Annotated in this window: 12 protein-coding genes; 10 read left to right on the top strand and 2 right to left on the bottom strand. The window is 39.8% G+C overall.

The window, feature by feature from the left end; genetic code table 11:
• Positions 1-93: 93 nt before the first annotated feature.
• The 4 genes from ABIE66_RS16005 (at position 94) to ABIE66_RS15990 (ending at position 4,707) form a co-directional block, all read left to right on the top strand.
• On the top strand, positions 94-1,230 hold the full coding sequence (locus tag ABIE66_RS16005; RefSeq protein ID WP_370015452.1) for a conserved virulence factor C family protein: 1,137 nt from the start codon (positions 94-96) through the stop codon (positions 1,228-1,230).
• 289 nt (positions 1,231-1,519) lie between these two features.
• Positions 1,520-3,205, top strand: a complete 1,686-nt coding sequence (gene ilvD / locus ABIE66_RS16000; protein ID WP_370015450.1) for a dihydroxy-acid dehydratase — start codon at positions 1,520-1,522, stop codon at positions 3,203-3,205.
• A gap of 205 nt (positions 3,206-3,410) precedes the next feature.
• Positions 3,411-3,848, top strand: coding sequence for a BrxA/BrxB family bacilliredoxin (locus tag ABIE66_RS15995; protein WP_370015449.1), 438 nt, complete (start codon positions 3,411-3,413; stop codon positions 3,846-3,848).
• A gap of 67 nt (positions 3,849-3,915) precedes the next feature.
• On the top strand, positions 3,916-4,707 hold the full coding sequence (locus tag ABIE66_RS15990) for a class I SAM-dependent methyltransferase (RefSeq protein WP_370015447.1): 792 nt from the start codon (positions 3,916-3,918) through the stop codon (positions 4,705-4,707).
• On the opposite strand, the gene ggt is transcribed toward ABIE66_RS15990, so the two are convergent.
• Positions 4,695-6,383 carry a gamma-glutamyltransferase gene (gene ggt / locus ABIE66_RS15985; protein WP_370015446.1) on the bottom strand — a complete coding sequence of 563 codons (1,689 nt, stop codon included), beginning with the start codon at positions 6,381-6,383 and terminating at the stop codon, positions 4,695-4,697. The two genes, ABIE66_RS15990 and ggt, sit on opposite strands and share 13 nt — an antisense overlap.
• Positions 6,384-6,828: 445 nt before the next feature.
• Here ggt and ABIE66_RS15980 point away from each other — a divergent pair, with 445 nt between their 5' ends.
• The 3 genes from ABIE66_RS15980 to ABIE66_RS15970 all read left to right on the top strand — a co-directional run bounded on the left by ABIE66_RS15980 (position 6,829) and on the right by ABIE66_RS15970 (position 9,769).
• The gene (locus ABIE66_RS15980) at positions 6,829-7,446 is read left to right on the top strand and encodes a YpjP family protein (protein WP_370015445.1); all 618 of its coding nucleotides are present in this window, start codon (positions 6,829-6,831) and stop codon (positions 7,444-7,446) included.
• Positions 7,447-7,645: 199 nt separating this feature from the next.
• Positions 7,646-8,416 (top strand): TerC family protein, encoded by a 771-nt coding sequence (locus ABIE66_RS15975; RefSeq protein ID WP_370015444.1) that lies wholly within the window; start codon positions 7,646-7,648, stop codon positions 8,414-8,416.
• Between the two features lie 825 nt (positions 8,417-9,241).
• Complete coding sequence (locus ABIE66_RS15970; RefSeq protein WP_370015443.1) at positions 9,242-9,769, top strand: dihydrofolate reductase family protein; 528 nt, start codon at positions 9,242-9,244, stop codon at positions 9,767-9,769.
• A gap of 432 nt (positions 9,770-10,201) precedes the next feature.
• Here the strand turns inward: ABIE66_RS15970 and ABIE66_RS15965 are convergent, their stop codons facing one another.
• Complete coding sequence (locus tag ABIE66_RS15965; protein WP_370015442.1) at positions 10,202-10,441, bottom strand: hypothetical protein; 240 nt, start codon at positions 10,439-10,441, stop codon at positions 10,202-10,204.
• Positions 10,442-10,663: 222 nt separating this feature from the next.
• Here ABIE66_RS15965 and ABIE66_RS15960 point away from each other — a divergent pair, with 222 nt between their 5' ends.
• From ABIE66_RS15960 to ABIE66_RS15950, 3 genes are read left to right on the top strand one after another with little or no spacing between them, the layout of a single operon-like run.
• Positions 10,664-11,374 (top strand): anthrax toxin lethal factor-related metalloendopeptidase, encoded by a 711-nt coding sequence (locus ABIE66_RS15960; protein ID WP_289325427.1) that lies wholly within the window; start codon positions 10,664-10,666, stop codon positions 11,372-11,374.
• 57 nt (positions 11,375-11,431) lie between these two features.
• Positions 11,432-12,226 (top strand): thymidylate synthase, encoded by a 795-nt coding sequence (locus ABIE66_RS15955; protein ID WP_370015441.1) that lies wholly within the window; start codon positions 11,432-11,434, stop codon positions 12,224-12,226.
• A complete protein-coding gene (locus ABIE66_RS15950; protein ID WP_370015440.1) occupies positions 12,223-12,708 on the top strand; it encodes a dihydrofolate reductase in 486 nt (161 codons plus the stop codon). Before ABIE66_RS15955 ends, ABIE66_RS15950 begins: the two co-directional genes overlap by 4 nt.
• Positions 12,709-12,794 lie beyond the last annotated feature (86 nt).

Genomic DNA, 12,794 nt, shown 5'->3' with positions numbered 1-12,794 from the left:
TCTTTTTTTAGCCAATCTCAATTGCATGAGAATCTGTTGCCGTTGTGATAATATCTAGTACATGGAAACGTCTTGTAAAAGGAGAGAAATGGATTGAAAATTAAATCAATAGAACCTACACCAAGTCCGAATACAATGAAAATCAATTTAACTGAAGAGTTATTAGCAGGTAAAAGTAATAACTATAAGAAGGATCAAGCTGAACAGGCACCGCAGCTGATTAAAGATTTATTTATGATTGATGGGGTGAAAGGGGTATATCATGTTGCGGATTTCTTAGCGGTTGAGCGCAATGCGAAATATGATTGGAAAGATATCTTGGTCCAAATCCGTCAGGTCTTCGGGGAAAAAACCGAAGAACAAAGTCAACAAACGGTTTTAAATGAACATTACGGTGAAGTAGCCGTTGCCATTCAACAATTCAAAGGCATTCCGATGCAAATTAAAGCAAGTGATAGCCAACACGAGAAACGTTTTGCCTTACCGGAATATTTCATAAAGGGCATTGCCGCTGCCCAAAAAGAAGATGATAATGTAGTCCTGCTTCGAAAATGGAAGGATTATGGCGTAAGGTATGGTGATATGGAAGATATCGTGAAGGAAGTATCGGATGAGCTGATTGCAGCATATCCGGAAGAACGAATTAATCGGCTAGTAGCTGCTGCTAAAGAAATGGTGGATACAAAAGAAACATTCTTTAAACGGCCAAAAATTAAACTGACTGCAGAAATGCTGAATGACGAAAGCTGGGAAAAGCGATATCAGGCTTTAGAACAAATGGAAGATCCAACAGTGGATGATATTCCAGTATTGGACATGGCACTCTCCGACAGTAAAGTCTCCATTCGAAGGCTCGCGGTTGTATACTTGGGTATGATCGAAGATAGAAAAGTGCTTCCGAGCTTGTACAAAGCTTTGAAAGATAAAAGTGCAGCCGTAAGACGTACGGCTGGTGACTGTTTATCCGATCTAGGGTTTGAAGAAGCGATGGGGGAAATGTCACAATCACTTTCAGATAAAAATAAGTTGGTAAGGTGGAGGGCGGCGATGTTTTTATACGAAGCGGGAAATGAAACGACCCTCCCTTATCTAAAGCAAGCGGAACAGGATCCTGAATTCGAAGTGGCCCTTCAGGTCAAGATGGCCATTGATCGTATTGAAAATGGGGAAGAAGCGAAAGGTTCGGTTTGGAAGCAAATGACAGAATCAAGGCAAACGAATGACAAGTGATTTGGAATAACCCAGGCAAAAGGCATGCGGATGATTTAATCCGCATGCCTTTTTATTTTTGAGTTCCCTCAGGTCGAACCCCAAAACATTTAAAATGGCCAATTTTTCGAAATATAGAAGTTTTTTAAGATATAAATCTGTTCTCTATTATTTTAGTAAAATGATTTTTGTAGATATTTAGTGTTGAATGGTTGCATTTGAATGTAAATATGTTAGAATTTTTAGAGTATACTAAAAATTATATTATATTGAATCATTAAACATTTAGTGGAAATTGGGGGTACAACAAATGTCTACATCAAATATGAGAAGTGACATGATTACAAAAGGGGTCGATCGAGCTCCACATAGAAGCCTGTTGCGGGCAGCAGGGGTTAAAGAAGAAGATTTCGGTAAACCGTTTATCGCGGTTTGTAATTCATACATCGATATCGTTCCAGGTCATGTCCATCTTCAGGAATTCGGAAAAATAGTGAAGGAAGCGATTCGGGAAGCAGGCGGTGTGCCTTTCGAATTTAATACGATCGGGGTAGACGATGGAATTGCGATGGGTCATATTGGTATGCGCTATTCTTTGCCAAGCCGTGAAATCATCGCGGATTCCGTGGAAACTGTTGTATCTGCACATTGGTTTGACGGTATGGTTTGCATTCCGAACTGTGACAAGATAACGCCGGGAATGATGATGGCAGCTCTTCGCGTCAATATTCCTACAATATTCGTAAGTGGCGGACCGATGAAGGCAGGCAAAGACAAAAACGGTAAGTCTCTTTCATTAACATCCGTTTTTGAAGGGGTGGGCGCTTATCAAGCAGGTAATATCAATGCAGAAGATTTACAGGAAATCGAGCAAGTTGCATGCCCTACTTGTGGTTCTTGTTCAGGAATGTTCACTGCAAACTCCATGAACTGTTTGGCAGAAGGCTTAGGACTTGCGCTTCCGGGAAATGGAACGATTTTGGCGGTAGCAGAAGAACGTAAAGAATTCGTCAAGAAATCCGCTAAACAATTGATGGAGATAATCAAACTGGATATCAAGCCTCGTGATATCGTGACGATTGATGCAATTGATAACGCATTTGCATTGGATATGGCGATGGGCGGTTCAACTAACACTGTACTGCATACACTTGCATTGGCACATGAAGCAGGTTTTGAATATCCAATGGAACGCATAAATGAAATAGCTAACCGCGTACCGCATCTAGCAAAAATTGCACCGGCATCCGATTATCATATTGAAGATGTACATAATGCTGGTGGTGTAAGTGCCGTCATTAATGAGTTACTCAAAAAACCAGGTGCCTTTAACGGAGACTGCCTTTCCGTTTCAGGTAAAACGCTCCGCGAAAATGTTGCCGGTTGTGAAATTTTGGACAAGGATGTTATCCATCCGTTAGATAATCCGCATTCTGAGCGTGGAGGGCTGGCGGTATTGTTCGGTAACCTTGCACCTCAAGGCTCCATCATAAAAGTGGGTGCCGTTGACGAATCAGTTGGTGGCTACCACAGGGGTCCTGCGATTTGTTTCGATTCCCAGGAAGATGCACTTTCCGGAATCATTACTGGAAAAGTTAAGGAAGGGAATGTAGTGGTCATTCGTTACGAAGGACCTAAAGGAGGCCCGGGTATGCCGGAAATGTTGGCACCGACTTCCCAAATCGTCGGAAGGGGACTTGGAGCCAAAGTCGGTTTGATTACTGATGGCCGCTTTTCAGGCGCATCTCGAGGCATCAGCATTGGCCATATATCCCCCGAAGCAGCTGAGGGAGGCCCAATCGCCTTTGTGGAAGATGGAGATATCATCGAGTTGGATTTGGAAAATCGTAAAATCGAATTGGAAATTTCCGATGAAGAATTCGAAAAGCGCAAAGCAAATTGGAAAGGCTTCGAATCAAAAGTTAGAACAGGCTATTTAGCACGTTATTCCAAACTTGTGACGAATGCCAGCTCAGGCGGAGTGATGAAAGTTTAATTAAAGGAAATACTAAAATATGGTGGCAGAATGAAACGGATTCTGTCACCATGTTTTTTTTGCAGCGAAAATGAATCTTTTTTGACTATGCCCCATTATGTTGGAAGGACGAATATACAACGCTCTAAGCGTCATTTTTGCATAAGCACTTAAGAATATAGTATGATTAAAATAATTGAAGAATTTTAACCAAGGGGGTTTTTTTATGTCGATGGCATATGATGAATATATGAAACAAATGGTAAAACCAATGCGTGCGGAACTGGTGCAAGCAGGTTTTGAGGAGTTGGAATCAGCCGAAGCGGTTGAAAACTTTATGGATTCCGTAGAAGGTACGACACTTGTGGTTGTGAATTCAGTTTGTGGTTGTGCTGCCGGGTTAGCCCGTCCAGCTGCTACTCAAGCCGTACTTCAAGCAGACAATAAGCCTGATCATCTGGTAACTGTATTTGCCGGTCAAGATAAGGAAGCGACAGCTAAAATGCGGGAATACTTCGATGGAATAGAACCTTCTTCACCATCAATGGCTCTCCTAAAGGGCAAAGAGGTCTTACATTTCATTCCGCGCCATGATATAGAAGGACAGCCAATGGAAGCCATTATGGAAAATTTATTGGCAGCATTCAGTCAAGTGAATAAGTGATGAAGTAGAATGTCCTGGAAACAGGGCATTCTTTTCAAATTTAATAGAGTATGGAGGGGGAGGATTCATGTTTGTCACTACAGTAGGAAGAGTCGATAAAGAAACGATGATATTAGCCGAAAGGTTAGCTGAAGAATTACATATTCCCTATATTGCCCGAAGAAAACGATCGGTGAGAGATATCCAATCGGAACATGATGAAGATGATTGCCTCGTTTTTGGTAAAAAGCGGATGGAGTTATATCGGTACCAAGAAAAAGAACCATTCTTTTTTCACCCGAACCTTGCAATGATAAGAATAAAACGATTAATTCTTGGTGAAAGTGATCCATTTCTCATTGCCGGAGATATAAATGAGGGGGATTCTGTGCTTGATTGTACATTGGGCTTGGGCTCTGATGCGATTGTCGCAAGTTTCGCAGTTGGTGAACATGGACAGGTTGTTGCATTGGAGGGAAATCAATATTTGGCCATGCTCGTGGAACATGGGATGAAGACCTGGGAGAATGCAGAGGAAAAGATGATACAAGCGATGAGACGAATAGAGGTCATTCAAGCGGATCATTACGATATATTGAAAGCATTGCCGGATGATCATGTTGATGTCGTATATTTCGATCCCATGTTTGAGGAAACGATTCAGGAATCGAATGGAATCAAGGGGTTGACTCATTTTGCGGAAGATAAGGATTTATCGATGGAAATAATGAAAGAAGCCAAGCGGGTTGCGCGAAAGAGAGTCGTGTTGAAAGACCATTTTCGCAGCTCCCGCTTTGAGGAATTTGGATTTGAGGTATTAAAGAGAAAAACATCCAAATTTCATTTTGGCTTCATTTCCATTCTTGATCAGGATTTATAATCTGTCTCGTCTAATCCCATTGCACAACCTTCCCTGCTTGAATCGGCAGCACCATAGTTCGAACCATCAGGATTAATTTGAATGGCTTGAACATTCCCTATAGAATGGGGAACTTCATTAAAGGCAAAGCCCATTCCTTCCAAGTGACCTTTGCTGGTCATATCCATTCCTGCTTCCCATTCAATATGGGGGCCCATTGGTGTGAAAATTCTAGGTTCTTCAATGGCTGCTTTCAAGTCCATTTTTAAATCGAGTACATTGATGATCGTTTGGACGACCGAACTGATGATGGTTGGTCCTCCAGGTGATCCTAGCGTCAAAATCGGCTCGCCGTCTTTAAAGATGATGGTCGGGCTTTTGCAGCTGACAGGGCGTTTATTAGGCTGCACTTCATTCATGCCCCCAGGAATGGAATCGAAATCAGTCAGTTCATTATTTAGCATGAAACCATAGTCGGAAACCATGATGCCTGAGCCGAATGGATGTTCAACTGTAGAAGTGCAAGCTGCAATATTACCCCATCTGTCACGGACCGTGAAGTGTGTCGTTTCACTGACATCTTCGTCATTTGGTTGCGGAATGACTTCCCTTTGTTTCACGGAATCATATATCCAAGGGTTTCCGAAGTCAATGGCGTTATTCCTTGCATTGAAATTAATGAATGAGCGGCGTTTGGCTATATATTCATCATGCAGTAGACCCGCTAATGGCAATTCGGCAAATTCGGGATCAGCGAGAAATGCCTTTTTATCTGTAAATGCAAGACGCATCGCTTCTGCAATCAAGTAATATTTTTCCCAAGAACGGACGTCATATTGTTCGATTTGGAAGCTCTCCAATATTTTCAGGATTTGAATGACCGTGAATCCGCCTGCACTTGGGGCCATGGATGATGCAATTCGATAATCCTTATAAGTCCCATACATTGGTTCATCAATCGTTGCTTTATAATCCTGTAAATCAGAAAGCTCCATGAACCCTCCCAATTCCTGTATACAGGAAATGATGCCCTCTCCGATTTCACCATCATAAAATGCGGAAACGCCTTCACATTGCAATATCCGATAGGTATTCGCCAAATTTTCTTTTATCAGCAATTCGCCATCTTGATAGGGTTTTCCGTTTGGCATGAAGAACTTACGGGCTTCCTCTCCCAATCGATATTCAAAATTTTTAAGAGCATCGCAAAGGACCCAATTGACGGGAACTCCTTTTTCTGCAAATTCAATGGATGGCTCGATGAGGTCAGCTAAAGGCTTGCTTCCATATTCGGAGAGTGCTTCATCCATAGCTTTCAGTATTCCAGGAATTCCAACCGCTGTAGCTTTGATCGAGCGTTCTTTAAATGGGATGACTTCCCCTTTTTCATCAAGAAACATGTCTCGATGCGCTGCTTTAGGTGCTCTAACATGGCCATCGAATATTTTTGTTTTCTTATCTTTAGCGTTATATACCATAAGGAAACCACTTCCGCCGATTCCAGTCATCATGGGTTCTACAATATTCAGGGCAAATTGGATGGCGACCGCCGCATCGACAGCATTTCCACCTTCACGTAATATTTTTTCCCCAATGGAAGTGGCTACGGGATGAGCGGTAACGACCATTCCGGCGTTCCCTGTAGCTGTTTCCCTCATGTAATCTTTATCTTTAGTGTGTTCATTGGTGTTTTCCATAATGATTCCTCCAGTATTCAGTCCTTTTATCTGCCAGAAGGTAAGGCTTTATGTGATTATGTGAAAAGAAAACCTTGTCATTGTGTATAAATGACAAGGAGATTTTTCGTAGGTATTTATTTATTCTTAATCAGCAAATGCTAAATATACGAAAAATGCTAATGTTACAAGACATAAAGCCACCATGGCAGTCGTAGTCAAAGCCATATAAGACCCCTCCTTAAAAAGACTTGAATCTAATTAAGTTCTCCAAATATCGTCAAAATCCTTCATTTAATTGTAGAATTGTTGATATTTAGTGAAAAAGTTCGGGTTCATAAAGTTTATATAGGTATTTATCCTTTTTTTTGATTTTTGAAACATGGGTAACTATATATTCGTAATTACTAAAAAATAAAAGTATACTAAATATAATGATAATACAAAAAAGGAGGGGGAGTGTGATTTGAAAGCAGCGGTTTGGTTCAGGAAAAGTCTGGTCATTTTAGTATCCGTTTTAACGTTTGGTCTTGTCACTCCTTCAGATCTGGCGTGGCTTGCTGAAGCCGATTCGTTAAAGGATACTAAAAAAGGGTTGGTGGATGAAGAAGGGTTAGCCTATCTTTCTTCACAGAAACCGACTGAACCTGAAGAGGAATTCAACCGGGAAGAATTTTTATCGGGCATATTCAATAAAGCAGAGGAAAACGCATTTATGAAATTTGGCGATAAGATCAATCCTAAAATAGGCGATCAGTTCAAAATGGTAATATTACCAAAAATGGAAGAAGCCATTACAGAAATGGCTGCCCAATTTCCAGATGAAAAATTACAGCAATTAACCATTACTGAGCAGCCGAGTGCTGGCAGGGCCGAGAAAATTTTTCATATTTATGATTCTTATAGCGGCAAGGATATCATCAGATTCCATGTAAGGCAGGAAAATCCTCCACTGGATGGATATTGGTTCAATTTTCACTATCATACCTACCATGATTCATTTGCCTCCCATTATGATATAGGGAAAATATATTGGGATAAAAATACGCCGCCAGAGTGGACGAGTAAACAAAGGCTCTCATAGTGTATATGGTTTCGTTGATTTTAATTAAGTGTAAGCGTATGATGAAAATGAAATTTCTAATAGGCATTAAATGATACGTTGTCATGCAACGTATTTATTTTGTGTTTAAAACATAGTAGAGTTTTTATCATTACAGGGAAGAATGTTATTTTAAATGGTTTTCTAATTTTGCTGTAATAGTAGCAGGGGAGTTTTTATCATGTCAGAGTTGTTAAATAACATCATTCAAACATATGCTCAATTTTTTGATTGGCATATGTGGGTGGAGGTTTTATCCGACCCTGTGAGCTGGGGATTGATAGGAACGCTTGTATTAATGGAAGGATTACTATCGGCGGATAACGCTTTGGTATTAGCTGTAATGGTCAGGCATCTTCCGGAAAAACAACGGAAAAAAGCACTTTTTTATGGATTATTAGGTGCTTACGCTTTTAGGTTTATAGCGATTGGAATCGGTATTTTCCTCATTAAGCTTTGGTGGGTGAAGGTGATTGGAGCAGCCTATCTTGGTTGGCTCTCGTTTAAATACTTTCGGGATAAAAGGAAAAAACAAGCGGGGACCGATGAAGATATCCGGGGAATGAGTAAAAACAGCATACTGATCCGTATGTTTGGTACATTATGGGGAACGGTTGCGGCAGTGGAATTGATGGATATAGCATTTTCCGTCGATAGTGTCTTGGCCGCTTTCGGGGTGAGTGAAAAAGTCTGGGTCCTTCTGACCGGCGGGATGATTGGTGTCTTGATGATGCGGGGAGTAGCAGGTTTATTTTTAAAATTGATAGACAAGGTTCCTGAATTGGAAACTGCCGCATATGTGCTTATCGGGTTCATTGCTATAAAAATGCTAATTGCCGTTGCAGGGATCGAAATCCCTCCTACGATCTTTTTTGCCTTTATCTTGATAATTTTCGGCACCACGATCGTATTTCATTTGAAGAAAGGGAAAAAGCTCAAAGAACATGGTTGAGCACTATGTAAAAAGCTGACACAAAAATGATGTCAGCTTTTTGTTGACAAAAGAATTCGGAACGTTATCATCCCAAACCCCTTTCGACTTTTTTTGTTATTCTCTTAATTAGACCTCTCAAATTTCGACTTTTACCATTCCTTGATCTTTCCATGTCCATTTTAAAGTCCTTTAAAGTCGTCCAACCGCATGCCATGTTTTTTTGGGGTTATGCGAATAAGAATGCGGTGATTTTTCACTACTTTAAGCCTCGAGTTTTTATCATGTTTTTTACTGTTTTATATGGGGGATGAAACCCTTACTAGATTGAAGATAAATGCGACACTCATGCCGAGCCCCCCGCTAAATGCTTACGGCGAGGGGGATTGGCAGACAGTCGGCGGAAAGGGAGCGGATATCTGAAGTTGGTTGGAAAGTAGGGACACTCGCTTTCCGCGGGCGGTCCGACCTCGCGGCCCTATTACAATACTTAGAACATATTATAACTTCTGCAAACCATTTTAGTCAGGTGAAACAAAAGAAACCCCTGCTCAGCGTTTAAAAATTTCCGATAAGGTGTATTCTTGGGAAGGTATAATTTATAAACGATTAGTCTCCATTTATATAAAATTCTTCAAAAAAAATAGCTCATTGTTTTATCAATGGAATTCCTTTTTCCTCTTCAACTAACGACGGAGGTTAGTGAAAGAAGGAGAATTAAATTTAGTGAAGAATTAACCTTGTAAAGAGTGGTATCTTACCTGAGGAAGTATCAATGGAATTACAAGATGGTTTATATGATGAAATATCAAGTTTATGTTCCGAGGGAGGGGGATCAGTTGGTTGATGGAAAAACAGCGTAACACTATTTTATACATTGGTACTTCAATTGATGGCTATATTGCAAATGATGATGGTACATTAGAGTGGTTAGAATCAACAGAAGTAGAAGGAGATTCTGGCTACAATTCACTTCTGGAAAGAATTGACACTGTTGTTATGGGAAAAGGAACTTATGATGTCATTCGTGGATTTGATATGGATTATCCTTATTGTGATTATAAAAATTATGTATTTTCTAAATCTGTTAGTGGATCAGATGAATATGCTTCATTTATTGATGAAGATGTCAAAACTTTCATTAAAAATGTAAAACAAAAGCCTGGTAAAGATATATGGTTAATTGGTGGAGGAAACTTAGCTCGTGAATTTTTTAAAGAAAATTTAATTGATGAATTCCAACTAGCCATTGCACCCATTATTTTGGGGAAAGGAATCTCCCTTTATATCGGAGATGATATTACCCTAAAATACACATTAACCAAAGTGGAAAAATTAGGTCAACTTGCTATGCTTCATTATATAAAAAAATAATTTTCATCATCTTTCCCTTTTTTAGTAGGGAAAGATTTTTACCTTTTCAATTACACTTTTTACTGAAAATCGTTCGAAAAATTAATGGATGTTTATATAACTAACGGTGAGCTTTAGTACAATTAGTTAATAAAGATAAATATGAGGAAGAGCACAGTTTGAAGAACGGTGCTTCAGTTAGTAGACAAAAGAGTTCTATCTAAAAGTTAAAACAAAGTTGATTGGAGCAGAAGGTGCGAGACTCCTGCGGGAAAAGCGCGTCCAGGGGAGACCCCGCAGGCGCAAAGGCGCCGAGGAGGCTCCCGGACCGCCCGCGGAAAGCGAGTGCCTTGAGCGGAATTCAACGTCTAAATTGTACACCCATAAAAAAACTGTAGGCAAACTCGATTTTCATCGAGATGCATACAGTCTGTGCTGACATCAAATATGATGTCAGCTTTTTTGGAGAATATCAAGTAATTGAAGAAGGGCGGTAAATGTAGTGAAGAAAATCAAAGGCAATAAAATGTTAAGCCAGAGAGAAGGGAGTAACGGATGCAGCAATATGCCAAAGAAAATGGAGAACAAAAAAAGGTCGAGAATGATGAACACTTTTAAACTGTAAATATCAAGGACTTCTTCAGCAAGTTCACGGTGCTCATTCAAGCTGGCGTTTTTATTATTGGTTTCCATGCAATCACCTTAAACCTTTTACGATTATATACTGTTGATATATGAAAAGAGCGGAACAATGGTTCTTTTAAGGAAGGGCTGGAACCAAAATTACCAAAAAAACATAGAGTTTTTACATTAAATCAATATGTTATACTAATATAATAGTGTTGAAGATTTATAGATTTAAAAATACATATATTTCTTGACGATAATGAGAAATGATTGAAAGGAGAGAAGATTGTGAAAAGTAAAAAATGGTTAACCGTTCTTGCATTATTTGCCTTTTTCCTCTCGATGCTCTCCTATTCCCTAGCAAAGGATGAAGGGGTAAAATGGCGGAATTTGCCCAAAGATAACCTTTTAAGTCAAGCAGATATTTTTAATGATAATAAAGAATTACAAAGAATATTTTTATTTCCAGAAGGGGAATACAATGAAAAGGAAGCACTGAAAATTGTTGGAACCATTGACAAACTGCCGCATTCCCTTTTAGTGAAGACTGCTGACAGAGGTGTGAGGGTCAAACTATTTAATGGTAATTTAACAGAAAATCAATCTGCGGCTAAATTAAAGGGAAAATCCCCCCGTGGTTATTTGAATAAAGAAACAACTTGGGATGATGTACCTGGGATGGGGGGGTCTCATACCGTATTGGTTAAAATCGGAGCAAGTGACAAGGGTAACGGGCATGGCTCCATTAATTTGGAACTGCATGAGCTAGGGCATTCCATTGATAATATAGTTTATGATGGTATCCGTGAAGACATGGATTATTTGAAGATTTGGGGCAAGGAAGTGGGAGGACTGTTTCCTGGACAGTCGTATTTTTCCAATTATCCTGAAGAATACTTTGCAGAAACGTTTGCGATGTTTTATGTAAACTTCGAACAAAATCAATTACTTAGAAAAAAAGCACCCGAGACTTATAATTTTATTAAACAATTAGATTAAACATTGGGCTATAATACGTTAAAATAAGGAGAATGAAAGTAGAAAAGGTGGTTTATCATGAAGCAATATTTAGATTTATGTAAGCATGTACTCGAGAATGGCACTCAAAAAGGTGACCGTACGGGAACAGGGACGATCAGTACCTTCGGATATCAAATGAGATTTAATTTAAAAGATGGGTTCCCTGTCCTTACAACGAAAAAGATTAGTTTAAAAGCGATTATCCATGAACTATTATGGTTTTTGAAGGGTGATACAAATGTTGGCTACCTTCAGGAAAATTCCGTACGCATATGGAATGAATGGGCTGATGAGAAGGGAGAATTAGGTCCGGTTTATGGTCATCAATGGCGTTCTTGGGGAGCGGCTGATGGACGGCAAATCGACCAGATCAGTGAATTGATCGAACAAATCAAAACGAATCCCAATTCAAGAAGGTTGATAGTGAGTGCTTGGAATGTTGGGGAACTGGACGAAATGGCATTGCCGCCTTGCCATGCTTTCTTTCAATTCTATGTGGCTGATGGCAAGCTTTCGTGCCAGCTATATCAACGTTCAGCGGACGTCTTTTTAGGTGTTCCTTTTAATATTGCTTCGTATGCGCTCCTAACGATGATGATCGCGCAGGTGTGTGATTTGGAAGTTGGCGAATTTGTACATACTTTTGGGGATGTCCACATCTACTCTAACCACCTTGAACAAGTGGAACTGCAGTTGACTCGTGATCCGAAACCATTGCCAATCATGAAAATAAATCCGGAAGTGAAAAATATCTTTGATTTTAGCTTCGAGGATTTCGTTTTGGAAAATTACGAAGCCCATCCCCATATAAAAGGAGAGGTTAGCATATGATATCGTTGATAGTGGCCATGGATCAAAATCGTGTGATCGGGGAAGACAATAAACTGCCATGGCATCTACCGGCCGATTTGCAGTATTTTAAAAAGGTGACGATGGGGCATCCAATCGTCATGGGCAGAAAAACATTTGAATCAATCGGCAGGGTACTGCCTGGCCGTGAAAATGTCATCGTTACCCGCAATCAGGATTTTAAAGCGGAAGGTTGCGTAGTATTACATGATATTACACAAATCAAAACGTTTGCAGATAATAGTGATGAGGAAGTCTTCGTGATTGGCGGAGCCGAAATCTTCAAGGAAATCCTTCCTGTTACCGACCGCCTGTATATAACGGAAATTCATGAAACCTTTGAAGGTGATACTTTCTTTCCCGTGATTGATGAAAATGAATGGGATAAAATTTCTTCAAACCCAGGCAGCATCGATGAAAAAAATCGATATGCACATGATTTTATTATTCTACAAAAAAAATAAATGACTAATCCGATTATGGGGAAATAACCATAATCGGATTTTTTTTGGTATGGAATGAACAAAAGATAGAATTTTTAGAAAAATCA

The sequence above is a fragment of the Peribacillus sp. B2I2 genome, assembly GCF_041261685.1.
In the GTDB taxonomy this organism is placed as follows: domain Bacteria; phylum Bacillota; class Bacilli; order Bacillales; family DSM-1321; genus Peribacillus.
Note: the sequence above shows the minus strand (reverse complement) of the source record. Positions and strands in the feature narration are given on the sequence as shown.